This is a genomic window from Peribacillus sp. FSL K6-5616 (assembly GCF_038008245.1).
In the GTDB taxonomy this organism is placed as follows: Bacteria; Bacillota; Bacilli; order Bacillales; family DSM-1321; genus Peribacillus; species Peribacillus frigoritolerans.
The window spans coordinates 2645924-2670494 of record NZ_JBBOYT010000001.1; the positions used below are offsets into that span (position 1 = coordinate 2645924).

Annotated in this window: 27 protein-coding genes; 3 read left to right on the plus strand and 24 right to left on the minus strand. The window is 40.1% G+C overall.

Annotated features, from left to right (window positions below; translation table 11 throughout):
* Positions 1-24: 24 nt before the first annotated feature.
* Together msrB and msrA are read right to left on the minus strand one after the other, a co-directional pair.
* Positions 25-453 (minus strand): peptide-methionine (R)-S-oxide reductase MsrB, encoded by a 429-nt coding sequence (gene msrB / locus MHB45_RS12610; protein WP_048686754.1) that lies wholly within the window; start codon positions 451-453, stop codon positions 25-27.
* On the minus strand, positions 443-985 hold the full coding sequence (gene msrA / locus MHB45_RS12615; protein ID WP_053535379.1) for a peptide-methionine (S)-S-oxide reductase MsrA: 543 nt from the start codon (positions 983-985) through the stop codon (positions 443-445). Before msrA ends, msrB begins: the two co-directional genes overlap by 11 nt.
* 183 nt (positions 986-1168) lie before the next feature.
* On the opposite strand from msrA, the gene MHB45_RS12620 reads away from it, so the two are divergent.
* On the plus strand, positions 1169-1909 hold the full coding sequence (locus tag MHB45_RS12620; protein WP_048686758.1) for a DUF4397 domain-containing protein: 741 nt from the start codon (positions 1169-1171) through the stop codon (positions 1907-1909).
* Between the two features lie 54 nt (positions 1910-1963).
* Here the strand turns inward: MHB45_RS12620 and MHB45_RS12625 are convergent, their stop codons facing one another.
* From MHB45_RS12625 to MHB45_RS12675, 11 genes are all read right to left on the minus strand, one after another.
* On the minus strand, positions 1964-2548 hold the full coding sequence (locus MHB45_RS12625) for a YpmS family protein (RefSeq protein WP_048686760.1): 585 nt from the start codon (positions 2546-2548) through the stop codon (positions 1964-1966).
* Positions 2545-3387, minus strand: coding sequence for an SGNH/GDSL hydrolase family protein (locus tag MHB45_RS12630; protein ID WP_065421191.1), 843 nt, complete (start codon positions 3385-3387; stop codon positions 2545-2547). The genes MHB45_RS12625 and MHB45_RS12630 overlap by 4 nt, the downstream gene beginning before the upstream one ends.
* A gap of 278 nt (positions 3388-3665) precedes the next feature.
* Positions 3666-4256, minus strand: coding sequence for an SCO family protein (locus tag MHB45_RS12635; RefSeq protein WP_048686762.1), 591 nt, complete (start codon positions 4254-4256; stop codon positions 3666-3668).
* Between the two features lie 153 nt (positions 4257-4409).
* On the minus strand, positions 4410-5252 hold the full coding sequence (locus tag MHB45_RS12640) for a DegV family protein (RefSeq protein WP_048686764.1): 843 nt from the start codon (positions 5250-5252) through the stop codon (positions 4410-4412).
* 226 nt (positions 5253-5478) lie between these two features.
* Positions 5479-5742, minus strand: a complete 264-nt coding sequence (locus MHB45_RS12645; RefSeq protein WP_306804680.1) for a DUF2535 family protein — start codon at positions 5740-5742, stop codon at positions 5479-5481.
* A 135-nt stretch (positions 5743-5877) separates the two neighbouring features.
* The gene (gene tatC, locus MHB45_RS12650) at positions 5878-6624 is read right to left on the minus strand and encodes a twin-arginine translocase subunit TatC (RefSeq protein ID WP_034307555.1); all 747 of its coding nucleotides are present in this window, start codon (positions 6622-6624) and stop codon (positions 5878-5880) included.
* Positions 6625-6709: 85 nt separating this feature from the next.
* Positions 6710-6901, minus strand: a complete 192-nt coding sequence (tatA, locus tag MHB45_RS12655) for a twin-arginine translocase TatA/TatE family subunit (RefSeq protein ID WP_034307557.1) — start codon at positions 6899-6901, stop codon at positions 6710-6712.
* Positions 6902-7095: 194 nt separating this feature from the next.
* The gene (gene ilvA / locus MHB45_RS12660) at positions 7096-8364 is read right to left on the minus strand and encodes a threonine ammonia-lyase IlvA (RefSeq protein WP_202186864.1); all 1269 of its coding nucleotides are present in this window, start codon (positions 8362-8364) and stop codon (positions 7096-7098) included.
* A 149-nt stretch (positions 8365-8513) separates the two neighbouring features.
* Positions 8514-8999, minus strand: coding sequence for a dihydrofolate reductase (locus MHB45_RS12665; RefSeq protein ID WP_048686770.1), 486 nt, complete (start codon positions 8997-8999; stop codon positions 8514-8516).
* Entirely contained in the window at positions 8996-9790 is a 795-nt protein-coding gene (locus MHB45_RS12670; protein WP_048686772.1) for a thymidylate synthase, read from the minus strand. The genes MHB45_RS12665 and MHB45_RS12670 overlap by 4 nt, the downstream gene beginning before the upstream one ends.
* A gap of 57 nt (positions 9791-9847) precedes the next feature.
* Positions 9848-10561, minus strand: a complete 714-nt coding sequence (locus tag MHB45_RS12675) for an anthrax toxin lethal factor-related metalloendopeptidase (protein WP_105718819.1) — start codon at positions 10559-10561, stop codon at positions 9848-9850.
* Positions 10562-10785: 224 nt separating this feature from the next.
* On the opposite strand from MHB45_RS12675, the gene MHB45_RS12680 reads away from it, so the two are divergent.
* Entirely contained in the window at positions 10786-11028 is a 243-nt protein-coding gene (locus MHB45_RS12680; RefSeq protein ID WP_048686776.1) for a hypothetical protein, read from the plus strand.
* A gap of 323 nt (positions 11029-11351) precedes the next feature.
* On the opposite strand, the gene MHB45_RS12685 is transcribed toward MHB45_RS12680, so the two are convergent.
* From MHB45_RS12685 to MHB45_RS12695, 3 genes are all read right to left on the minus strand, one after another.
* The gene (locus tag MHB45_RS12685; RefSeq protein WP_338565747.1) at positions 11352-11957 is read right to left on the minus strand and encodes a hypothetical protein; all 606 of its coding nucleotides are present in this window, start codon (positions 11955-11957) and stop codon (positions 11352-11354) included.
* Between the two features lie 127 nt (positions 11958-12084).
* Entirely contained in the window at positions 12085-12855 is a 771-nt protein-coding gene (locus MHB45_RS12690; RefSeq protein WP_048681001.1) for a TerC family protein, read from the minus strand.
* Between the two features lie 196 nt (positions 12856-13051).
* Positions 13052-13669 (minus strand): YpjP family protein, encoded by a 618-nt coding sequence (locus tag MHB45_RS12695; RefSeq protein ID WP_072273175.1) that lies wholly within the window; start codon positions 13667-13669, stop codon positions 13052-13054.
* 435 nt (positions 13670-14104) lie between these two features.
* Here MHB45_RS12695 and ggt point away from each other — a divergent pair, with 435 nt between their 5' ends.
* The gene (gene ggt, locus MHB45_RS12700) at positions 14105-15793 is read left to right on the plus strand and encodes a gamma-glutamyltransferase (RefSeq protein WP_226990428.1); all 1689 of its coding nucleotides are present in this window, start codon (positions 14105-14107) and stop codon (positions 15791-15793) included.
* On the opposite strand, the gene MHB45_RS12705 is transcribed toward ggt, so the two are convergent.
* The 8 genes from MHB45_RS12705 to MHB45_RS12740 form a co-directional block, all read right to left on the minus strand.
* Entirely contained in the window at positions 15794-16573 is a 780-nt protein-coding gene (locus MHB45_RS12705; RefSeq protein ID WP_048681009.1) for a class I SAM-dependent methyltransferase, read from the minus strand. It abuts the gene before it with no gap.
* 76 nt (positions 16574-16649) lie between these two features.
* Positions 16650-17078: a BrxA/BrxB family bacilliredoxin gene (locus MHB45_RS12710; protein ID WP_048681014.1), complete on the minus strand. Its 429-nt coding sequence runs from the start codon at positions 17076-17078 to the stop codon at positions 16650-16652.
* 172 nt (positions 17079-17250) lie between these two features.
* On the minus strand, positions 17251-18921 hold the full coding sequence (gene ilvD, locus MHB45_RS12715) for a dihydroxy-acid dehydratase (protein ID WP_034311212.1): 1671 nt from the start codon (positions 18919-18921) through the stop codon (positions 17251-17253).
* A 282-nt stretch (positions 18922-19203) separates the two neighbouring features.
* Positions 19204-20340: a conserved virulence factor C family protein gene (locus tag MHB45_RS12720; RefSeq protein WP_340907904.1), complete on the minus strand. Its 1137-nt coding sequence runs from the start codon at positions 20338-20340 to the stop codon at positions 19204-19206.
* Positions 20341-20474: 134 nt separating this feature from the next.
* A complete protein-coding gene (locus tag MHB45_RS12725) occupies positions 20475-22352 on the minus strand; it encodes an ABC-F family ATP-binding cassette domain-containing protein (RefSeq protein WP_072273176.1) in 1878 nt (625 codons plus the stop codon).
* Positions 22349-22993, minus strand: a complete 645-nt coding sequence (locus tag MHB45_RS12730) for an HD domain-containing protein (protein WP_340907906.1) — start codon at positions 22991-22993, stop codon at positions 22349-22351. The genes MHB45_RS12725 and MHB45_RS12730 overlap by 4 nt, the downstream gene beginning before the upstream one ends.
* 53 nt (positions 22994-23046) lie before the next feature.
* A complete protein-coding gene (locus tag MHB45_RS12735; RefSeq protein WP_072273177.1) occupies positions 23047-23892 on the minus strand; it encodes a DegV family protein in 846 nt (281 codons plus the stop codon).
* Positions 23893-24033: 141 nt separating this feature from the next.
* On the minus strand, positions 24034-24510 hold the full coding sequence (locus MHB45_RS12740) for a glutathione peroxidase (RefSeq protein WP_072273178.1): 477 nt from the start codon (positions 24508-24510) through the stop codon (positions 24034-24036).
* Between the last annotated feature and the right edge of the window lie 61 nt (positions 24511-24571).

The window sequence follows — 24571 nt, forward strand, 5'->3', positions numbered from 1 at the left end:
ATAATCTGATAGGGGGTTTTCCAATCAATCAAAAAGCTTTTTATACTCCCCGTAACCCTCTTTTTCAAGATCTTGGAGCGGGATGAACCTTAATGATGCAGAATTGATGCAATAGCGTAATCCTGACGGTCCCGGTCCGTCATTGAAAACATGTCCCAGATGAGAATCGGCAGTTTTTGAGCGGACCTCGATCCTTCTCATACCATAACTCGTATCGAGGTTTTCCACCACTTCCTCTTCTTTAAGCGGTTTAGTGAAGCTTGGCCAACCGCAGCCTGAATCGAACTTTTCCTTTGAAGTGAAAAGAGGATCACCTGAAACGATATCCACATATAATCCTTCCTCCTTCAAATTCCAATATTCATTATTAAAGGCTGGTTCCGTTCCATTATTTTGCGTGACTTCATATTGAATCGGAGTGAGTTTCTTTTTTAATTCTTCTTTACTTTTCATTTTTTTCCCCCCAGTGATGTTGTATAAATGCTTTGCGTCCTGAGCCAATCGAATATCTTTCATAATGTTCAGGTTGCTTTTTATAGTAATGCTGGTGGTATGTCTCGGCTGGATAAAACGTTTTGGCCGGTATAATCGGGGTTACGATCGGTCCGGAAAATTTCCCGCTCGCCTGCAGCTTAGCTTTGGATGCTTCTGCAATTTCACGTTGGTTTTCGTCATGATAAAAAATGGCCGTTTGATAAGAACTTCCCCGGTCATAAAATTGCCCGCCAGGATCTGTCGGATCAATTTGCTGCCAAAATAACTCAATTATCTTCTCATATGGATATACGTTTGGATCAAAGGTGATCTGAACAGCTTCATAATGTCCCGTGGTTTCAGAACAAACCTCTTTGTATGTGGGATTTTCCGTAGTCCCGCCTGTATAGCCGGAGATCACGGATTCGATGCCAGGCTGTTCATCGAACGGTTTCACCATGCACCAGAAACATCCACCTGCGAATGTTGCTTTCTCTAATTGCTTTGTCAAATGAAAATCCTCCTTTTTTACAAACCATCCATTGAATGCATTTTAACGTTTTTATATACCCCTGTAAAATAATATGCCGAGAGCATTTCACTAAAATGTTACCTTTCTTTTTAGAAAGGAGACACACGCCCAAGCATGATTACATATGTTAAAAACATGATGGAAAAATGAGAGGTGTAGGAAATGAGCGATAAACAATCATATCCACAAAAATCGGAAACATATGATTTACTATCGTCTTATAAAAACAGCGATCCGCAATTGCATGATTATTATTACCATAAACATTTGAAAAGTCTCGAAAATTCAACATACAGAAATGGACAAATAACTGTCCTACTGCCTGCACAAGTCCGCTTCTTACATGCTGTCCCAACAGCTCACCCATTTGATGTTCATGTAAATGAAATGCGTATCCTCAAAAATTTCTCATATAAAGAGAGCAATGGTTATTTACCACTGCCCCCTGGCAAGTACAAATTGGATATATACCGCAGCGGGCAAAACACCTCACCTCTATTAAGCTGTAAAGTGGCTCTTGAAATCGGAGCTTCCTATACCATTGCCCTAGCACCTACCGTGGCTAACGAAACGTTGAAAATGTTACCTTTCGAGGATAACCCATCTGTTCCTCCAAATGAAGCAAAGGTCCGATTCATCCAGCTTTCACATGATTTACTCTCGGTGGACATTGCGGTCAAAGGCGGAGATGTCGTCTTTGATCAAATCCATTTCAGGAAAGCAAGCGAATATCTCACTATTCATCCCATGATAGTTGACTTCGAAGTGAGGAAAGCTGGAACAAAAGAAATCGCACTCCCTTTGCCAAACAAGGCATTTCAAGAAAATACTTCCTCAACCATTTATATAATCGGATCGAATCGGGAATCATCCTCACTAGAAACCCTAACGCTCTCCCCATAAATGGATAAAAAACCAGGATGCATCGATCCTGGTTTTTTATCCATTTATTCACGATCACTGTAATGATGATGGGATGGTCAATAAAAATGAAATGTCATCATTTTCCAGATCGAATTCATTCGCCTTCACCCTTATATCGCTTTTCAGTTCCATATCCTGTAATGACACATAAATACTTTCGTCATTGGGACTTATGCTAACCCATTCAGGCATATTATATCGCTCATTAATTAAATTCATTACATATGAAACAGGAAGGTTCATTTTACCGACTGCAATTGATTTTTGCTTAAGAATCAAATCCCCATTCTTTTGGGCAATTGGTTCAAAAGTCAATTTCATTTCCACTTCACGGTTGAAAAATGGCATTGTTCCGTATAGCTCCACCTCATCCGTTAAATACACTTCATAGTGAATGGATCCCGTCAAGCCCTCTTTATCCAGATACTGGTTGATTAACCTTGTCAAATCTTCCCGATTCGTGTGAATTTGAAATTGGATATCTTCTTCGTGGCTTACTTTGGGTATCAGCTCTTTATCTTTAGTCGGCAGATTAACTAAAATCGTTACAAACAGGATGACCAGGATGTTTAAGGCTAATAGGGAAATAAACAAAGTCTTCCATTTGACATTTGTCATTCTTGGTCATCATCTCCTTTGGCACTCGCTTCCAATGTGTCCTTTCCGATAGTGGTTATATCCATATCATTATAGATTCTTGTCGCGATTAATTCATATCCGCGGTCATTTGGGTGAAAATAATCCTCGGCATAAAGCAAATCTTCTTCGGAATTCTCGAAAATGTCTGCTATTTCAATAAAATAGGCTGAATCATATTCTTCAATGATCTCTTTTCCACTTTCATTCCAATCATTCATGATCATATCAAGTTCATAAAAATCTCCGAACCATTTGGAAAATGGATTATAGACGCCTACAAGATATATTTGCGCAGAATCATTTTCAGAACGAACCTTATCAAGTATCTGCCTTAATCTTTTTTCATACCCTATTTTTGCCGAATCAAACTGATTCAGTTCCAGGTCGGAGAAATTCTGTTTAAAGACCTTCATGATATCATTTCCACCGATTGTGACGACAATCGAGTCAGCTTGCTTTATGTCTTCTTTAATCCTAGTCTTATCCAGTCTTTTCAATAGTTGGTCGGTCCTATTTCCACGTATGCCATGATTAATCATCTCAACGGAAGTAATCGATGGTTCTTTTTCCAGCTTATTTTGTAAATAAGGCAGATACCCGCCATTATCTTTACTATCACCGACACCTTGAGTCAAGGAGTCGCCAATTGACACGATTTTCACAGGGTCCGGAAAAAAGCTGGCAGGAATGGTTTCCTTTTTACTCAGCTCAACTATGCTTTTCTGCTGAACAGATGGCTGATTTGAGGCTGTTTCATTTTGACTGCAGCCTGAAATCCAAACTAGGCATATGAAAAGACAGGTGATTTTGTTCCTCATGACCCTCACCTTCCTACCCATATATTATATCATGCAGAAAACGAAAGATTGCAAACAATATACCTTCATTGTACTTCCAGAATTGAGCATTCCTTACTATACAATATGAAAAATGCTGTGAATTAAAGCTAGTCCTATAAAAATTAGCATGTTACTTAGCATGTAAAATCATTCTTCACTACCGCTGTTTCTTCTAAATCTTATTGCTCATTTTCACCATCGATAAAGCTCGATAATAAAGATGGATGAAAACAGAAAGAACAGGTCATTTAACCTGTTCAATAATTCTGTAAAATTTTAATATGCTTAATGATTTCATCAAACGGAATATCCTGCAGACCTGTATAATCCATGATGATCTTTCCTTCTTGATCAATCAGAAAAAAACTGGTCCCATGAATCACCTGATCTTCCGCTTCTGGTTTTTTGACGATCGTTTTAAAGTTATCCAATGCAAACTGCTCGATTTCTTCCTGTCCATAACCGGTCAGAAAGTGCCAGTTGCCGTAATCCACATTAAATTGGTCACCAAACTTTTTTAAAACATCAGGTTTGTCAATTTCCGGATCCACGGAAAATGAAACGAACTCTACATCCTTAATCCCTTCATCCTTCAATTGCTGCTGCAGCTTCGTCATATTCGAAGTCATGGGGAGACAGACCGTCTCACAGCTCGTGAATATAAAATCCGCTACCCAAACCTTTCCTTTAAGATCGCTTTTTGAGAAAGGCTTCCCCTCCTGATCGATATAGCTGAAATCTTCAAGGTCCCAATTTTTGGCATCAGGTACACCATTGGAACCGCATGCTGTCAACAGCAATAAAATTGATGCTCCCATAGCTGCCATAAGCAATTGCAGCTTTCTCATCCCTACCCCGTCCTTTATGTATAAAATATTCTGTTACTTCATTTATTCTAACAGACCATCCGGAATGAGGACAGCAACTATTTCTACGAATTAAAGACATTTGTAAAAGTGACAAAACCGCCGCCAAACGCTTTTTCATATGGTATATCATTATCAGTCCCAATAATACATGATCGCCATGGCGCCTTCACCTGTATGGGTACTGACAACGGCAGTCGTTGCTTCTATCTTTATGTCTTGATATCCTGTTAAGTCTGCAATGGCCTGGCGGACCTTATCCGCTATTTCAAGGCCATTCGCATGTACAAAACCGATGCCTCTAATCTTTTTGCCTTGAGTATCTTCTTTGAACTTCTTGATGATGAACTTCACGACCTGTGACTGGCTCCTGGCTTTGGATACAGGGTTCAGTACACCATCGTCAAGAATTGCAATCGGCTTTATGTGCAGCAATGAACCGATAAAAGCAGAAACTTTGCCAATCCTTCCACCCTTAACAAGGTTATCAAGTGTTTCTATGACAATGATTAAACTTGACTGTTTTTTAATATGTTCCAATCGTTCAATTATCTCTGCTACGGATTTCCCTTCCTTCGCCATCTTCGCTGCCTCGATCACCTGAAATGACATCGCTTTTGAAATGAATTTCGAGTCAAGAACGGTAACCTTCGTTTCAGACATGCTAGCTGCGCTTTCCGCTGAGCGAACTGTACCGCTCATGCCACCTGTCATATGTATGGAAATAATCTCGCTGCCGTCTTTTCCAAGTTCATCATATACCTCCACAAAGGTACCTACGGCCGGTTGTGAGCTTTTTGGCAATTCTTTTGACTGGTTCATCCTTTTCAGGAATTCTTCTTGTTCGATTTCAACCTTATCCAAAAAAGTCTCCCCATCTATAAAGATCGATAAAGGGACCATTGTAATATCATAAAATTCCAGTTCCTCTGGTGTCATATCTACTGTCGAGTCTGTTACTATCTTTACTTTATTCATCATTACACATCCCTAAATTAACATATCTATTGTATTATACCTATTCAAGGTAAGCATTCAAACCAAAGGTTTCATTTTTCGACTGAAGTGATACCTATCTTTTGAAATGATTACACAAAAAAAGACCGTTCCATGAGCCAACCTGAACACATGCCGATTTATTCGTAACTTCTTGGCATTCGTGTCATCTCTTTTAACGGAGATGTTAGCTATGGAACAATCCGCATTAAGCATTATTGAGTAAACTTCCAAAAAAAAGCTTGTTATAAACGGGCCATTTGAGTACGGATGCTAAATAATGCTTAAATGAGTAATTTTCTTTATGATCTTTATTGGCAAAAACCTTCTTAACAAATACTTCCAAACGCACGGTCAACATAAAAAAATTCGGATCACTAGGCAGTAAGACAGGTATTTCTGAAATGGTGACCTTATGTCCAAAACAATCTTTGAATTCCAAGCATTTGAACATCAAAATATCAATCCTCATTTTTCACCGATTGCTTATATTATACACAATAAATCCAAAAGTATAAATATTCAAATGTGTAAAAAAACAGAGAAATCAGATTGATAATCATAAAAAAAAGACCCATAAGGGCAAAATGCCATTATGGGCTTCTTCTTATAAACCTTCCTCGTAGGTGTCTTCCCGCAAGCTTTCACGTCTCACCCTTCGTTTATAGACGACTTTAGATAAAGAAATGCTGATTTCGTATAATAACAGCAATGGAACCATCACCATAAAGTCTGACATAAAGTCAGGCGGCGTAATCGATATCGCTATGACAACCAGTACAAAGTATGCATACTTCCTTAATTTTTGAAGCACATAAGGATTTATTATGCCAAGGGAGGTCAAAAACATGGTAACGACAGGAAGCTCGAATAAAACAGCAAAAGGTATCGTCATATTAAATACGAATGAAAAGTACTTATCAGCTGTAAAACTGGTTATGAACATCCCATCACCCAATTCAATCAAAAATTGAAGAATGGTCGGGAAGATGACAAAATAACCGAAAGCAAGCCCTCCGATAAAAAGCAGGAAGAGTGCTGGAATATAGGCAAGGGTCGCCCTCACTTCATTTGGCATCAAAGCGGGTTTAACGAATAACCAGATTTGCAGGGCAATTACCGGTATCGTTGCCGCAATGGCTACGACACCTGCAAGCATGAAGTAAATCCAGATAATATCACTCGGTCCCAATACCATCAGGTCAAAATCGAGATCTTTCACGAACCAATTATAAATCTCCTCAACATAAATAAAGCTGGCGATAAAAAAGATGACAAAAGCAACAGCTGTAATGATGAGCCGTTTTCTCAATTCATCGAGATGATCGATGATATTTAATTCCTTATCTTCCAAAGTTGATCACGCCTTCATCTGAAAATCCGTATCTTTGTTACAGCGTAAAGGCGCAAGACGATTCCATCTTACGCCCAGCATTCAATCATTCATGATTTTTTTGTTGTAGCTTCTTATCTTCTTCATAATCACCTTTTGTTAAATCACTTGTGGATTTTTTAAACTCACGAAGCGTTTGTCCAAATGCACGGCCAATTTCTGGAAGTTTCTTCGGACCAAAGATAATTAATGCCAAAATTAAGATGAGAATTAGACCAGGTACTCCAATGTTCGACATGGATACATCCCCTTTGGTGTTGTAATTAGACCTACTCCGATTATAATACCATTTCCAACCAATTGAAAGGGAACTGGCAATTCGTCATAGAATGGTAACAATTATCGACAATATGCCCATATACGACTGGGCCGGCAGAATAAAATGTAAAAACATAGGTATTATTCTATCCTAATTTAACATTTTGTCCATGTTTAAATCAACAAGTGAAATAAATTACTGTCTTTATTGACCTCTACGAAAGAGAATCCTTTCTTGTTCATCCTTTGAATGAGCCCTTCATAATCATTTTTATCTTTTAGCTCAATACCAACCAGGGCCGGCCCGCTTTCTTTATTATTTTTCTTCGTATATTCAAAACGGCTTATATCATCATTCGGTCCCAACACCTCATCAAGGAATTCCCTTAAAGCGCCAGCACGTTGTGGAAAATTCACGATAAAATAATAAAGCAGCCCTTCATATAATAAGGATTTCTCTTTAATTTCCTGCATGCGCCCAATGTCGTTATTCCCTCCGCTAACCATGCAAACAACCGTTTTTCCTTTGATTTGTTCTTTATATGAATCCAACGCGGCTACAGATATAGCACCTGCAGGTTCAGCGACAATCGCATGCTGATTATACAAATCGAGAATCGTCGTACAGATTTGGCCTGAAGGTACGACAACGATATCTTCCAGGTTTTCCTTACAAATCTGATATGTCAACTGTCCCACACACTTGACGGCTGCTCCGTCAACGAATGTATCTATTTTTTCGAGTTCAGAAACTTTCCCTTCCTTGAAGGAGTATTCCATCGAAGCAGCACCTTGCGGCTCAACTCCAATGCATTTCGTATTTGGGGAAACCGATTTGAAATAACTCGATACTCCGGCCATTAACCCGCCGCCGCCCATAGCGGCAAATACATAGTCGATTCCATCTTCACAATCGTTCAGGATTTCTACAGCCGTTGTACCTTGCCCGGCGATTACCTTTTCATCGTCAAATGGATGGATAAAGGAACGCTCTTCTTTTTCACAGCATTCCATCGCCATGGCAAATGCATCGTCGAATGTATCCCCGATTAGGATGATCTCCACATTATCCCTGCCGAATAGCTGAACTTGATCGACTTTTTGCCTTGGAGTTGTAGCAGGCATATAAATTTTCCCGTGAATGCCCAATTGGCTGCAGGAAAAAGCAACACCCTGTGCATGGTTTCCTGCACTGGCACAAACGACTCCGTTCTTCGTCTCTTCCTCGGTCAGGCTTTTCATTTTATAGTAAGCCCCTCTTAATTTAAAGGAACGTACGTGTTGTAAGTCCTCGCGTTTTAAATAAACATTACAATCATATTTTTCAGAGAGCCTCTGATTTTTTTGTAAAGGAGTATGTAAAACGATTTCTTTCAGTTCTCTATAGGCAATTAGAATATCTTCCAATTGAATCCCCCTATTCTTAGATGCAGTCTGATTCATAACAATCCCTCATTTCCTTTCTGATGAATTCAATCATTATAGCACTTTACTGTTATTAATGTAATTGATTTTTCTAAAAATTCTTTCTTTTGTTTGTTCCATACCAAAAAAATCCGATTATGGTCATTTCCCATAATCGGATTAGCACTTTATTTTTTTTGTAGAATAATAAAATCATGTGCAAATCGATTTTTTTCATCAATGCTGCCTGGTTTTGAGGAGATTTCATCCCATTCATTTTCATCAATCTCGGGAAAGAAAGTATCCCCTTCGAAAGTTTCATGAATTTCCGTAATATACAGGCGGTCGGTAAAAGGTAGGATTTCCTTGAAGATTTCGGCTCCGCCAATTACGAAGACTTCCTCTTCATGGTTATCTGCGAACATTTTGATTTGTGCAATATCATGTAATACTACGCAGCCTTCCGCTTTAAATTCCTGATTGCGGGTGACGATGACATTTTCGCGGCCAGGCAGGACCCTGCCGATCGATTCAAATGTTTTTCGCCCCATGACGATTGGATGGCCCATCGTCACTTTTTTAAAGTACTGCAGATCTGCTGGTAAATGCCATGGCAGTTTATTGTTTTTACCTATCACACGATTTTGATCCATAGCCACTATCAACGATATCATATGCTAACCTCACCTTTTATATGGGGATGGGCTTCGTAATTTTCCAAAACGAAGTCCTCGAAGCTAAAATCAAAGATATTTTTCACATCTGGATTGATTTTCATGATTGGCAATGGTTTCGGGTCACGAGTCAACTGCAGTTCCACTTGTTCAAGGTGGTTAGAGTAGATGTGGACATCCCCGAAAGTATGTACAAATTCGCCAACTTCCAAATCACACACCTGGGCGATCATCATCGTTAAAAGCGCATACGAAGCTATATTAAAAGGAACACCTAAGAAGACGTCCGCTGAACGTTGGTATAGCTGACATGAAAGCTTGCCATCAGCAACATAGAATTGAAAGAAAGCATGGCAAGGCGGCAAGGCCATTTCATCCAGTTCCCCAACATTCCAAGCACTGACTATCAATCTTCTTGAATTTGGGTTGGTCTTGATTTGTTCGATCAATTCACTGATTTGATCGATTTGCCTTCCATCGGCCGTTCCCCAGGAACGCCATTGATGACCATAAATCGGGCCTAATTCCCCCTTTTCATCCGCCCATTCATTCCAGATGCGCACACTGTTTTCCTGAAGGTACCCAACGTTTGTATCACCCTTCAAAAACCATAATAGTTCATGGATAATCGCTTTTAAACTAACCTTTTTGGTTGTAAGTACAGGGAATCCATCTTTTAAATTGAATCTCATTTGATATCCAAAGGTACTGATCGTTCCTGTACCCGTACGATCACCTTTTTGCGTTCCATTTTCGAGTACATGCTTACATAAATCTAAATATTGCTTCATGATAAACCACCTTTTCTACTTTCATTCTCCTTATTTTAACGTATTATTGCCTAATGTTTAATCTAATTGTTTAATAAAATTATAAGTCTCGGGTGCTTTTTGTCTAAGCAATTGATTTTGTTCATTGTTCACATAAAACATGGCAAACGTTTCTGCAAAGTATTCCTCAGGGTAGTTGGAAAAATACGTAATCCCAGGAAACAGCCCATCCACTTCCTTACCCCAAATCTTCAAATAATCCATGTCTTCACGGATCCCATTAAACACTATATTATCAATGGAGTGCCCCAGCTCATGCAGTTCCAAATTAACCGATCCATGCCCGTTGCCTTTGTCACTCGCCCCGATTTTAACCAATACCGTATGTGATCCGCCCATACCAGGCACATCATCCCAAGTTGTTTCTTTATTCAAATAACCACGCGGAGTTTTCCCCTTTAATTTGGCCGCGGATTGATTTTCTGTTATATCGCCATCGAATAGTTTGATCCTCACACCACTTTCCGCTGTTTTCACCAAAAGTGAATGAGGCAGTTTATTAATGGTTCCAGCAATTTTCAGTGCTTCCCCTTCATCGTACTCCTCTTCTGGAAATAAAAATATTCTTTGCAATTCTTTATTTCCCTTAAAAAGTTCAGCCTGTCTTAAAAGATTATCTTTGGGTAAATTCCGCCATTTTACCCCATCATCTTTCGCTAATGAATAGGAGAGCATTGAGAGTAAAAAGACAAACAATGCAAATATGGATAACCACCATTTCTTCCTTTTCACACTCTTCTCCCCTTTCTTCATTCTTCATATATCGTTAAGGAAATATATGTTATTTAAAATCTCTAAATCTTTCATACTATTATATTAGTATAACATATTGCCTGAATGTAAAAGTTCTATGTTTTTTTGGTAATTTTGGTTGCGTATTCATCCTGAGAAGAACCATTGATCCGCGGTTTTCATATATCAACAATATATAATCGTAAAAGGTTTAAGGTGATCGCATGGAAACCAATAATAAAAAAGCCATCTTGAATGAGCAACATGAACTTGCTGAAGAAGTCCTTGATATTTACAGTTTAAAAGTGTTTATCATTCTCGACCTTTTTCTGTTCTCCATTTTCTTTGGCATACTGCTGCATCCGCTACTGTCTTCTCTATGGCTTAACTTTTTATTGCCTTTGCTTTTTTTCACTACATTTACCGCCCTTCTCCAAATACTTGATATTTTCCATAAAAAAAGCTGACATCATATTTGATGTCAGCTTTAGAGGGGTAGGCAACCTCGATGAAAAATCAAGTTTGCCTACAGTTTTTTTATATGTGCACAATTTAGACGTTGATTTCCGCTCCAGGCACTCGCTTTCCGCGGGCGGTCCGGTAGCCTCCTCGGCGCTTTTGCGCCTGTGGGGTCTACCCTCGACTCGCTTTTCCCGCAGGAGTCTCGCACCTTCCGCTTCAATCAACTTTGTTTTAAATTTTGGTTATGTTAAATAATATTGTTATTTTTTAGTCAAATAAATGAGACCTTTTCTTATCAGGGGTCTCATAATCATTTTAATTTTTAAAATTACTCGTACTTACATAGCTTTGGAACTACAAAATCGGGAAAAGTCTTGATTATTTTTTTATATGTTGCGAAATTCGATTGACCTGAGATAACCGCAATGTTATCTCCATCATAGCCAATCCAAAAAATACTTGCATCGACTTCTACTTTAACCACTACTGTTCCCGCAATTTTCCCTTCCCAATTTCCTTTCCATTCTCTTTGTTCTACACTAAATACATTTTTGTTTGTGGACCATAAAACTAAATCATTCCCACTACCAAGAGTAATATAGAAAGGGAAAATCTCCTTAAACTGCTTTTCATTCTGGATTTCAGTAACAACGTATCGGTTAGTTAAGTATCTATAACTGATATTGAATTCCTTGCAATTATGTTCAAACTCATCTTTCCAATAAGAAGAAACCTCAGCACAAAAATAAAGTGGAAATGCTTTCATATTCCTCATCCACAATGGCAGGAAATTTTCATCACATTCTGGTAGATAAAAGCCAGCCATTAAGAAAACATATGGTGTAGTGCCTTCTATTGCAAACGGAAAAAAATCTCCAGCATCAGGATTTGAGTCATAATATCTCTTCAGGAAATATCCAACTTCTATATTCAATTTTCCTCCCCCGTAGTTCCAATGTATTCATTTATTAAAGGATGATAATCTTAACTCTTTATAAGTAACATCTGTCTTGAAAAGACAATTTTCTACTATATTTTGATGACAGCTTTTTAAATGGTACTCAGCCATGTTCCTTGACCTTTTTCCCTTTCTTCAAATGATACACGATTGTAGTGCCGAAAATCAGTAAAATAAAGGCAAAAAAGATCGCAGGCGGGATTTCGATCCCAGCAACTGCCATTAACATTTTTATAGCAATGAATCCGATAAGGACATAAGCGGCAGTTTCCAATTCCGGAACCTTATCTATCAATTTTAGAAATACTCCGGCCACTCCCCGCATCATCAAGACACCAATCATTCCGCCTGTCAAAAGGACCCAGACTTTTTCACTCACCCCGAAAGCGGCCAAGACACTATCGACTGAAAACGCTATATCCATCAATTCCACTGCCGCAACCGTTCCCCAAAAAGTACCAAACATACGGATCAGTATGCTGTTTTTACTCATTCCCTGGATATCTTCGTCGATCCCAGCTTGTTTTTTTCTTTTATCCCTAAAGTATTTAAACGAGAGCCAACCAAGGTAGGCGGCTCCAATCACCTTCACCCACCAAAGCTTTATGAGGAAAACACCGATTCCAATCGCTATAAATCTAAAAGCATAAGCACCTAACAAACCGTAAAATAATGCTTTTTTCCGTTGTTTTTCCGGAAGGTGCCTCACCATTACAGCTAATACCAGTGCGTTATCCGCTGATAGCAATCCTTCCATTAAGACGAGCGTCCCGATCAACCCCCAGCTCACAGGGTCGGATAAAACCTCCACCCACATATGCCAGTCAAAAAATTGAGCATACGTTTGCACGATGTTATTTAACAACTCTGACATGATAAAGACTCCTCTGTTCCTATAACAGCAAAATTAGAAAACCTTTTAAAATAACATTGTTCCCAGTTATGAAAAAAACTTTACTTTAAGTTTAAACACAAAATAAATACGTTGCAGGACAACGTATCATTCGATGCTTATTATCGTTTCATTTAATCATACTCTTCCACTTAAATAAAATCAACGAACCCAACCACTATGAGAGCTTTTGTTTACTCGTCCACTCTGGAGGCGTATTTTTATCCCAATATATTTTCCCTATATTATAATGGGTGGCAAATGAATCATGATAGGTATGATAGTGAAAATCGAACCAATGTCCCTCCAGTGGTGGATTTTCCTGCCTGACATGGAATCTGATGATATCCTTGCCGCTGTTTGAATCATAAATATGGAATATTTTCTCGGCCCTGCCGGCACTCGGCTGCTCAGTGATGGTCAATTGCTGTAATTTTTCATCTGGAAATTGTGCAGCCATTTCTGTAATGGCTTCTTCCATTTTTGGTAATATGACCATTTTGAACTCATCGCCAATTTTTGGATTGATCTTATCGCCAAATTTCATAAATGCGTTTTCCTCTGCCTTATTCAGGATGTCCGATAAAAACTCCTCCCGGTTGAATACCTCTTCAAGTTCAGTCGAATCCTGCGAAGGAAGATAAGCTAATCCCTCTTCCTCCACTAAGCCTTTTTTAGTATCCTTTAACGAATCGGCTTCCGCTAACCACGCCAGATCTGAAGGAGTAACAAGACCAAACGTCAAAACGGATACTAAAATGACGAGACTTTTCCTGAACCATACCGCTGCTTTCAACTCACACTCCCCCTTCTTTTTTGTATTGTCTTTATATTTAGTATACTTTTATTTTTTGGTAATTACGAATATATAGTTACCCATGTTTTAAAAATAAAAAAAAAGGATAAATACCTATATAACGTTTATGAACTCGAACTTTTTAATAAATATCAATAAATTTACATTTAAATGAAGGATTTTGACGATTTTTGGAGAAATTAATTAGATTCAAGTCTTTTTAAGGAGGGGTCTTATATGGCTTCGACTGCCATGGTGGCTTTATGTCTTGTAACATTAGCATTTTTCGTATATTTATCATTTGCTGATTAAGAATAAATGAATACCTACGAAAAATCTCCTTGTCATTTTTCTACAATGACAAGGTTTTCTTTTCACTCAAACATAAGTTTACCTTTTTGGCAGATAAAAGGACTGAATAATGGAGGAATCATTTTGGAAAACAACAATGAAAAGATAAAAGATAAGGATTACAAAAGGGAAACTGCGAAAGGGAGCGCCGGAATGGTCGTTACAGCTCACCCTGTAGCAACTTCCATAGGGGAAAAAATATTACGTGAAGGTGGAAATGCTGTCGATGCGGCCGTCGCCATCCAATTTGCCCTAAATGTTGTTGAACCAATGATGACTGGTATCGGCGGAAGTGGTTTTCTTATGGTATATAATGCAAAAGATAAGAAAACGAAAATATACGACGGCCATGTAAGGGCACCTAAAGCCGCACATCGAGACATGTTTCTTGATGAAAAAGGGGAAGTCATCCCTTTTAAAGAGAGATCTATCAAAGCAACAGCGGTTGGCATTCCTGGAATACTGAAAGCTATGGATGAAGCACTCGCCGAAAATGGCAGCAAGCCATTGGCTGAACTTATCGAGCCTTCCATTGAATTTGCAGAAAAAGGAGTTCCAGTCAATTGGGTTCTATGCGATGCTCTTAAAAACTTTGAATATCGATTGGGCGATGAAGCGCGTAAGTTCTTCATACCAAACGGAAAACCCTATCAGGATGGCGATTTGCTGATTAAAGAAAAATTGGCGAATACCTATCGGATATTACAACGTGAAGGAATTTCCGCTTTTTATGAAGGTGAAATCGGGGAGGGCATCATTTCCTGCATACAAGAACTTGGAGGGTTCATGGAGCTTTCTGATCTAAAGGACTATAAAGCTACTATCGATGTACCAATGTATGGGACTTATAAGGATTATTTAATTGCTTCATCATATGCGCCAAGTGCCGGCGGATTCACGGTCATCCAAATCCTGAAAATTTTGGAAAGCTTCCAAATCGAACAATATGACGCCCGTTCTTGGGAAAAATATTATTTAATCGCAGAAGCGATGCGTCTGGCATTTACAGATAAAAAAGCATTTCTCGCTGATCCCGAATTTGCCGAATTGCCATTGGCGGGTCTCATGAATGATGAGTATATAGCTAAACGCCGCTCATTCATTAATTTCAAGTCGAGAAATAATGCCATTGACTTCGGAAACCCTTGGATTTATGATTCCGTGAAGCAAAGGGAAGTCATTCCTCAGCCTAATGAAGAAGAGATCAGTGAAACGACGCACTTCACTGTCCGTGACAGATGGGGTAATATCGCAGCATGCACTTCTACAGTGGAACATCCATTCGGATCAGGCATCATGGTTTCCGACTATGGTTTCATGCTGAATAACGAACTGACTGATTTTGATTCCATTCCAGGCGGCATGAATGAAGTGCAGCCCAATAAACGCCCAGTCAGCTGTAAAAGTCCGACCATCATCTTTAAAGAAGGCGAGCCAATCTTGACGTTAGGGTCACCAGGAGGACCAACCATCATCAGTTCAGTCGTCCAAACGATCATTAATGTACTCGATTTAAAAATGGATTTGAAAGCAGCCATCGAAGAACCTAGAATTTTCACTCCGATGGGACCTCATATTGAATGGGAGCCTGGAATGGATATGACTAGCAAAGGCCACTTGGAAGCAATGGGCTTCGCCTTTAATGAAGTTCCCCACTCAATAGGGAATGTACAAGCGATTCAAATCAACCCTGATGGCTCGAACTATGGTGCTGCCGATTCAAGCCGGGAAGGCTGTGCCATGGGTCTGGAAGAAACAGATTATAAATCGTGATCACTGGATGGAAATGAAGCCAAAATGGAATTTGGATGTTTTTCTTTTTATTACCTCAAATCCATATTCCTCAAAGCGGGAGCTGCGGTAATGGTCTTTCAACACGACTCTCTTGCGCGCAACCCGCATGGCTTCTTTCATTATTTCAACCGATAGATCCTTACCATCCGCAAAATGAGTCAGTCCCCTGATACCATTCGATTCCTGAATCGTTTCTTCAAACATGGGATCGAAATATACGACATCAAAATGATTATCCGGCAATGTTTTCAATATTTCGTAATGGTCACCCTGCCTGACCTCTATTCTTCTCATCGCAGAAATCATTTTTTCTTCTGCATCCTCCCATGTTTTCATTCCACGGTCCACGAGCAAGGCCAAATATTGATTTCCTTCCAATCCGACAACCTGTCCATGTTCACCCACTGCGAAACTTGCGACAATTGCATCAGAGCCCAATCCCAAGGTGCAATCAAGCACAGCGTTCCCTTCATTTATATCTCCGGCAATGAGAAATGGATCACTCTCTCCGCGCATTATTCTTTTTATACGGATCATCGCCAGGTTCGGATGAAAAAAGAATGGTTCTTTTTCCTGGTATCGAAATAACTCCATCCGCTTTTTACCAAAAACAAGGCAATCATCTTCATTATGTTCCGCTTGGATATCTCTCACCGATCGTTTTCTTCTTGCTATAAAGGGGATTTGCAATTCTTCAGCTAACCTTTTGGCTAATATCATCGTTTCTTTATCGGCTCTTCCTACTGTTGTGACAAACATGAATCCTACCCCTTCATACTCTCTTGAAATTTGAAAAGAATGCCCTGTTTCCAGGACATTCCGCTTCATCACTTATTTACTTACTGAACGCTGCCAATAAATTTTCCATGATGGCTTCCATTGGCTGTCCTTCTATATCATGGCGAGGAATGAAATGTACGACCTCTTTGCCCTTTAAAAGAGCCATGGATGGTGAAGAAGGTTCTATTCCATCGAAGTATTCGCGCATTTTAGCTGTCGCTTCCTTATCTTGGCCTGCAAATACAGTTACCAAATGATCTGGCTTATTGTCCGCTTGGAGTACGGCTTGAGTAGCAGCTGGACGGGCTAACCCGGCAGCACAGCCGCAAACTGAATTCACGACCACAAGTGTCGTACCTTCCACCGATTCCATAAAGTTTTCAACCGCTTCAGCGGATTCCAGCTCATTAAAACCTGCCTGCACCAGTTCCGCACGCATTGGTTTCACCATTTGTTTCATATATTCATCATATGCCATCGACATAAAAAAACCTCCTTGGTTACAATTCTTCAATTAGTATAATGATACTATATTCTTCAGTGCATATGCAAAAATGACGCTTAAAGCTTTGTAAAATTTCATTTTTCTTCACAAAGAAACATGGTGACAGAATCCAGTTTCCTTCTGCCACCATGTTTTAGTCTTCCCTTTAAACTTAAACTTTCATCACTCCGCCTGAACTGGCATTCGTCACAAGTTTGGAATACCGTGCTAAATAGCCAGTCCTAACCTTTGACTCGAAGCCTTTCCAGTTGGCTTTGCGTTTTTCGAATTCTTCATCGGAAATTTCCAATTGGATTTTACGATTATTCAAATCCAATTCGATGATATCTCCATCTTCAACAAAGGCGATCGGGCCTCCCTCAGCTGCTTCGGGGGATATATGACCAATGCTGATGCCTCGGGATGCTCCTGAAAAGCGGCCATCAGTGATCAAACCGACTTTCGCTCCAAGTCCCCTCCCGACGATTTGGGAAGTGGGTGCCAACATTTCCGGCATTCCCGGCCCACCTTTAGGCCCTTCGTAACGAATGACCACTACATCCCCTTCTTTAACCTTTCCGGTAATGATTCCGGAAAGTGCATCTTCCTGGGAATCGAAACAAATGGCCGGACCCCTGTGATAGCCACCAACTGATGCGTCAACGGCGCCCACTTTTACGATGGAGCCTTGAGGAGCAAGGTTACCGAACAATACCGCAAGCCCGCCACGCTCAGAATGCGGATTATCCAATGGATGGATTACATCCTTGTCCAATATTTCACAACCGGCAACATTTTCGCGGAGCGTCTTACCTGAGACAGAAAGGCAATCTCCATTAAACGCACCTGGTTTTTTGAGTAACTCATTAATGACGGCACTTACACCACCGGCATTATGTACATCTTCAATATGGTAATCGGATGCCGGTGCAATTTTCGCTAGATGCGGTACGCGGTTAGCTATTTCATTTATGCGTTCCATCGGATATTCAAAACCTGCTTCATGTGCCAATGCAAGCGTATGAAGCACGGTGTTCGTCGAACCGCCCATCGCCATATCCAAGGCAAATGCGTTATCAATTGCATCAATCGTCACGATATCACGAGGCTTGATATCCTGTTTGATTATCTCCATCAACTGTTTAGCGGATTTCTTAACGAATTCCTTACGTTCTTCGGCTACCGCCAAAATCGTTCCATTTCCCGGTAGCGCAAGTCCCAATCCTTCAGCCAGGCAGTTCATGGAGTTTGCTGTGAACATTCCTGAACAAGAACCGCAAGTAGGGCATGCAACTTGCTCGATCTCCTGCAAATCCTCTTCATTGATATTACCTGCTTGATAAGCACCCACCCCTTCAAAAACGGATGTTAATGAAAGAGATTTACCATTTTTATCTTTACCTGCTTTCATGGGTCCGCCGCTTACGAATATCGTAGGAATATTGACACGAAGTGCTCCCATCATCATTCCAGGCGTTATCTTGTCACAGTTTGGAATGCACACCATACCGTCAAACCAATGTGCCGATACAACAGTTTCCACGGAATCTGCGATGATTTCACGGCTTGGCAAGGAATAGCGCATACCAATATGACCCATTGCAATTCCATCGTCTACCCCGATCGTATTAAATTCGAAAGGAACACCGCCCGCTTCGCGAATCGCTTCCTTCACTATTTTTCCGAATTCCTGAAGGTGTACATGACCTGGAACGATATCGATGTATGAATTACAAACCGCGATGAACGGTTTACCGAAATCTTCTTCTTTAACCCCTGCTGCCCGCAACAGACTTCTATGTGGAGCTCGATCGACCCCTTTTGTAATCATGTCACTTCTCATATTTGATGTAGACATTTGTTGTACCCCCAATTTCCGCTAAATGTTTAATGATTCAGAATAATATAATTTTTAGTATACTCTAAAAATTCTAACATATTTATAGACAAATGCAACCATTCTTCACTAAATATCTACAAAAATCATTTTACTAAAATAATAGAGTTCCAATTTATAGATTCGATCTCAGGTGAACCCCTTTCAAACGATTGGAAATGATCCTAAAAAAATAAAAAGGCATGCGGATTATATCAGCCGCATGCCTTTTTCCTGGGTCATTTCAAATCACTTGTCATTCGCTTGTCTTGATTCTGTCATTTGCTTCCAAACCGAACCTTTTGCTTCTTCGCCATTTTCTATACGGTCTATGGCCATCTTGACCTGCAGTGCCACTTCGAATTCAGGATCCTGTTCCGATTGTTTAAGATAAGGGAGGGTCGTTTCATTTCCCACTTCGTATAAAAACATCGCGGCCCGCCATCTAACCAATTTATTTTTATCCGAAAGTGATTGAGACATTTCTCCCATCGCTTCTTCAAAGCCAAGATCTGATAAACAATCACCAGCCGTACGTCTTACGGCCGCGCTTTTATCTTTCAAGGCTTTATACAAGCTCGGAAGCACTTTTCTATCTTCAATCATACCCAAGTATACTACCGCGAGCCTTCGAATGGAGACTTTACTGTCGGAGAGTGCCATATCCAATACTGGAATATCATCAACCGTAGGATCTTCCATTTGTTCTAAAGCCTGATAACGCTTTTCCCAGCTTTCATCATTCAGCATTTCTGCAGTCAGTTTAATTTTTGGACGTTTCAAAATTGCTTCCTTCGTATCGACCATTTCTTTTGCGGCTGCAACTAGCCGATTAATTCGATCTTCCGGATAAGCTGCGATCAGTTCATCCGATACTTCCTTCACGATATCTTCCATATCACCATATCTTACGCCATAATCCTTCCATTTTCGAAGCAGGACTACATTATCATCTTCTTTTTGGGCAGCGGCAATGCCCTTTATGAAATATTCCGGTAAGGCAAAACGTTTTTCGTGTTGACTATCACTTGCTTTAATTTGCATCGGAATGCCCTTGAATTGTTGAATGGCAACAGTTACTTCACCGTAATGTTCATTTAATGCCGCTTGTTGATTTTGTTCCTCGGTTTTTTCACCAAAAACCTGACGGATTTGGACCAAGATATCTTTCCAATCATATTTCGCGTTTCGCTCAACGGCTAAGAAGTCCGCAACATGATATACCCCTTTCACTCCCTCGATCGTAAATAAATCCCTTATCAGCTTGGGTGCCTGGTCAGCTTGATCTTTCTTATAATTATTGCTTTTACCAGCTAATAGCTCTTCTGTTAAATTGATTTTCATTGTATTCGGACTTGGTGTAGGTTCTATCGACTTAATTTTCAATGCATTTCTCTCCTTTTACAAGACGTTTCCATGTACTAGATATTATCACATCGGCAACAGATTCTCATGCAATTGAGATTGGCAAAAAAAAGACTGATCCAAGTTTACTTACTTCCTTGGACCAGTCACCACGCTCATTCTTCTTCCAATTTTTCCGCTAAATACGCCCATCTTTCCATCAAATGGTCTAATTTATCCGTTAGTTCCTTTTCTTCTTCAAGAAGCAGGCGGACTTTTTCAAAATCGCTTCCCGCTGCTGACATTTCTGATGTAATGTCTTTCAAGCGCTGCTCGGCCCGCTCCATGTTCCCTTCTATTTCTTCCCATTCCTTACTTTCCGTATAGGTTAGTTTTTTCTTTTTCTTTTCGGTCCGGTTCATCTGTGGCTCTGGTGCTTTTACTGGCACAGCCTCTTCCGTCTTGTCTTCCAAGAACTCTGAATATGAGCCGTAATAGAAGTCAATGTCACCTTTATTCTTGAAAACAAGAAGCTGGTGGCACGTTTTATCCAAGAAATACCTATCATGTGATACAGTAATGACTACCCCTGAAAATGTTTCTAAATAATCCTCAAGAACGGTCAAGGTTTGCGTGTCCAAATCATTCGTCGGTTCATCCAAAAGCAGGACATTAGGTGCCGACATCAATATGTTAAGGAGATATAATCGCCTTTTCTCCCCACCGGACAGCTTACGAATTGGCGTCCCATGCGATCCCATTGGAAATAAGAACCTTTCAAGCATCTGCGCAGCCGATATGAAACTACCATCTTTAAGGGCAATTGAATCCGCCGTTTCCCGAATATACTCTATCATGCGCAAATTCTCATCCATATCGACGCTTTCTTGCGTATAGTATCCTATTTTCACGGTTTGCCCTTTTTCCAGGTTTCCTTCATCTATGGATTCCCTACCTGCCAGGATATTCAACAAGGTTGACTTTCCGCTGCCATTATTACCGACGATCCCAATTCGATCACCTGGTTTGAAGAGGAAGGAAAAATGGTTGATGATGGTTCGATCACCGAAGGATTTAGATACATCCTGCATCTCAAGTACTTTTTTCCCAAGACGGGCACCGCTTAATTCCATTTCCAGGTTCTCGGTTTTCTGCTTATCCTTTACACCTGATTCCAATGTTTCGAAGCGTTGGATCCTGGCCTTTTGTTTCGTTGTCCGGGCCTTTGCACCTTTACGGATCCAGGCCAGTTCTTTTTTGAATAGACTTTCCTTTTTCGTTCTTTCAGCCGATTCATTCTCTTCACGAATGGCCTTTGATTCTAAATAATCCGCATAGTTTCCTTTGTATTCGAAAAGCTGGGTCTGGGCAATTTCCCAAATCTTATTGGAAACACGATCAAGGAAATATCGATCATGGGTTACAAATAAAACGGATTTTTGATATTTACCTAAATATTCTTCAAGCCAAGTGATGCTTTCAAAATCGAGATGGTTCGTAGGCTCATCCAAAATCAATAAATCAGGGGTCTCAATCAAGGTTTTTGCAAGGGCCGCACGTTTTTTTTGGCCGCCTGACAGTTCCCCCAGTCTCCTTGAATGATCAGGAAGACCAAGCTTGGTCAGTATCGTTCTGGCATTGGCACTTGTATCCCAGGCGCCTAGCGTGTCCATATCCTGCTGCTGTTTTAACAAACGGTCCTGTATTGCGCTATTCTGCGGGTCTACTTGAAGTTGAATGAGCGTCTTTTCATACTCTTTAATCAACGAAAATACAGGTGTTGAACTTTCATACATATATTCCATGATCGTCAATTTCTCATCAAAATGCGGATCTTGGGACAGATAGGAAATCGTATAATCATTGGGATGATCCTTCGTTCCTAAATCACTGTCTTCCAGCCCTGCGATGATATTCAATAATGTCGATTTACCGGTACCGTTTATCCCAACGATCCCGATTTTTTCCCCTTCGGTAATGGAAAAAGAGACATCTTTAAAAAGCAGCTTTTCCCCTTGGGTTTTCATTACATGTTCCATGCTAAAAACTTTCATAATCGTACATCCCATTCCTTATTAAATTCCTCTAAAAATCCTACCATATATTCATGCCTTTCACTAGCAATCTTCTTGGCTGTACAAGTATTAAGCATATCTTGCAAGCGCAATAATTTTTCATGAAAGTGATGAATGGAAGAGCTTTTGCCATTCCTGTATTCCTTCTTGGTCATGTTTTCCCTAATGGGCAATGAAGGATCATACATAAGCTGTCCCTTCTTTCCGCCAAATGCAAATGTCCTGGCTATGCCTATGGCACCAATAGCATCCAAGCGGTCCGCATCCTGAACAATTTCAGCCTCTATCGAAGGTAGCCTCAACTGCCCTGCACTAAATGAAATTGTATGGATGATCTGTTTAATGGCATCAACACTATCAATATCCAACTTTATTTCATCAAACCAAGCATCAAGCTTTTTCCAGCCCCCATCGGCTTCCTGGTTTAGTTTATCATCAGGGATATCATGAAGCAGAGCCGCCATTTCAATGATGAACTCATTTCCTTCTCGTTCTTCTTCTGCAATATGTAAAGCCAGCTTACGAACACGATCGATATGGAACCAATCATGGCCGCTGGCATCAGAATTCAATTGGTCATATACATACTTCTCCGTTAACTCAATCATCGTTTGTTTCATTTCACCACTCCATGTCCTTTCTATTTTACCATGGTTCTCAATAATGGTGTGCTTTAATCTTCATTGAACCAACTGAGCCCAATCGTCTGTTCACCGGTATGCACCCCGATGGCGCTCCCCAGTGGGGATACATGGGTCAACACATGAGGGAATTCTTCGGAAATCCTCTTTTTCCATTTTTGTGCCTGCTCCGACACTCCACCATATAATATGGTGCATTCTTTTACTTTTCCCGCTTCGACTGATCTGTGAAAATCAGTGAAGATCTGTTTTTCCGCTTTTTTAAGGTTCCGAGGTTTAGATTTAGTATGGAGCACACCATTTTCGATTGAAATGATGGGTTTAAAGCTCAATAGGCTTCCTAGAATATACTGTGCGTTTGTTAACCTGCCGCTGCGATGCAGCTGATCTAAAGAGCCTATCATTACATAGGTCTCATGGTTATCCGCATACATTCTCGTTTTGACGAATGCTTCATTGATGGAATCGCCATTCTCAATATAACGCATGAGCCGCTTCAAGATTAATAGCATTGGAAAGGAAATAAGTAAAGTATCAAAAACGTCAACAGGGATCGTAACCATTTGTGCAGCTTGCCTGCTCGCAGAAACCGTCCCGCTCAATTCACTGGAAAGATGTACGGCTATGATTCGATCATAGCGTTTTTCAAGAACCTTATATAATTCCTGGAATCGGCCGACCGAGGGCTGTGACGTGGTGGCTGTGATTTTTTCCTCACTCATCCGCCGGTATAATTCCTCAGGTAATAGGTCGACGCCATCTTCATATTCCTTCCCATCGATGATGACGACCATCGGAACGACGTACACATGTTCATTCAATGATAATTCTTCATCTAAAGTTCCCGTACTATCTGTTACCCATGCAATTCGTTCCATGGTTTCCCCCCTCATTTGTGTCTTCTATTATATTCAATATCCCAACCATCTGTCCCCTTTTAAAAACGGATGCATGCAATAAATATCTTCCCTCAAAAAAAGAGCCCAACTGAAACTTTCCGTTGGACTCGATTTCATACTTCATATTAATTTTTTTATATCTTCTTCCATTTCCAGAGGTTTTGTTTTAGGTGCAAACCGGCTGACGATATTTCCATTACGATCAATCAAGAACTTTGTAAAATTCCATTTTATCGATTTGGACCCCATCACTCCAGGAGCATTTTCAGTCAGATAGCTGAATAAGGGGTGGGCTTCCTTTCCTTTGACATTCACTTTTGCGAACATCGGGAATGTTACACCATGATTCAATTTGCAGTATGAATCGATTTCCAGATCGTCACCAGGCTCCTGATTCAAAAACTGATTACACGGAAAACCAAGCACGACTACCCCATCCTCATTATATTGCACATACAGACTTTGCAAATCATCATACTGTGGCGAAAAACCGCATTTGCTTGCGGTATTCACTATAATCATCACTTTCCCTTTATATTCCTCAAGCGAGATGGTTTCGCCATTGATTTTATTGACTTCAAATTCGTAAATGGACATGTATGATCTCTCCCTTTAGTATGATGATTCATTTTACCGTATTTAAAGGTAGGTTTACCAA

Excerpts from the sequence above, each read along its gene's own strand:
- msrB (WP_048686754.1), bottom strand. The coding sequence starts at position 453 with ATGAAAAGTAAAGAAGAATTAAAAAAGAAACTCACTCCGATTCAATAT.
- MHB45_RS12620 (WP_048686758.1), top strand. The coding sequence starts at position 1,169 with ATGAGCGATAAACAATCATATCCACAAAAATCGGAAACATATGATTTA.
- MHB45_RS12625 (WP_048686760.1), bottom strand. The coding sequence starts at position 2,548 with ATGACAAATGTCAAATGGAAGACTTTGTTTATTTCCCTATTAGCCTTA.
- MHB45_RS12630 (WP_065421191.1), bottom strand. The coding sequence starts at position 3,387 with ATGAGGAACAAAATCACCTGTCTTTTCATATGCCTAGTTTGGATTTCA.
- MHB45_RS12635 (WP_048686762.1), bottom strand. The coding sequence starts at position 4,256 with ATGAGAAAGCTGCAATTGCTTATGGCAGCTATGGGAGCATCAATTTTA.
- MHB45_RS12640 (WP_048686764.1), bottom strand. The coding sequence starts at position 5,252 with ATGAATAAAGTAAAGATAGTAACAGACTCGACAGTAGATATGACACCA.
- MHB45_RS12645 (WP_306804680.1), bottom strand. The coding sequence starts at position 5,742 with ATGAGGATTGATATTTTGATGTTCAAATGCTTGGAATTCAAAGATTGT.
- tatA (WP_034307557.1), bottom strand. The coding sequence starts at position 6,901 with ATGTCGAACATTGGAGTACCTGGTCTAATTCTCATCTTAATTTTGGCA.
- ilvA (WP_202186864.1), bottom strand. The coding sequence starts at position 8,364 with ATGAATCAGACTGCATCTAAGAATAGGGGGATTCAATTGGAAGATATT.
- MHB45_RS12665 (WP_048686770.1), bottom strand. The coding sequence starts at position 8,999 with ATGATATCGTTGATAGTGGCTATGGATCAAAATCGTGTGATAGGTAAA.
- MHB45_RS12670 (WP_048686772.1), bottom strand. The coding sequence starts at position 9,790 with ATGAAGCAATATTTAGATTTATGTAAGCATGTACTCGAAAATGGAACG.
- MHB45_RS12680 (WP_048686776.1), top strand. The coding sequence starts at position 10,786 with ATGGAAACCAATAATAAAAAAGCCATCTTGAATGAGCAACATGAACTT.
- MHB45_RS12690 (WP_048681001.1), bottom strand. The coding sequence starts at position 12,855 with ATGTCAGAGTTGTTAAATAACATCGTGCAAACGTATGCTCAATTTTTT.
- MHB45_RS12705 (WP_048681009.1), bottom strand. The coding sequence starts at position 16,573 with ATGTTTGTCACAACAGTAGGAAGAGCCGATAAAGAAACGATGATATTA.
- MHB45_RS12710 (WP_048681014.1), bottom strand. The coding sequence starts at position 17,078 with ATGTCGATGGCATATGATGAATATATGAAACAAATGGTGAAACCAATG.
- ilvD (WP_034311212.1), bottom strand. The coding sequence starts at position 18,921 with ATGAGAAGTGACATGATTACAAAAGGGGTCGATCGAGCTCCACATAGA.
- MHB45_RS12725 (WP_072273176.1), bottom strand. The coding sequence starts at position 22,352 with ATGAAAGTTTTTAGCATGGAACATGTAATGAAAACCCAAGGGGAAAAG.
- MHB45_RS12730 (WP_340907906.1), bottom strand. The coding sequence starts at position 22,993 with ATGAAACAAACGATGATTGAGTTAACGGAGAAGTATGTATATGACCAA.
- MHB45_RS12735 (WP_072273177.1), bottom strand. The coding sequence starts at position 23,892 with ATGGAACGAATTGCATGGGTAACAGATAGTACGGGAACTTTAGATGAA.
- MHB45_RS12740 (WP_072273178.1), bottom strand. The coding sequence starts at position 24,510 with ATGTCCATTTACGAATTTGAAGTCAATAAAATCAATGGCGAAACCATC.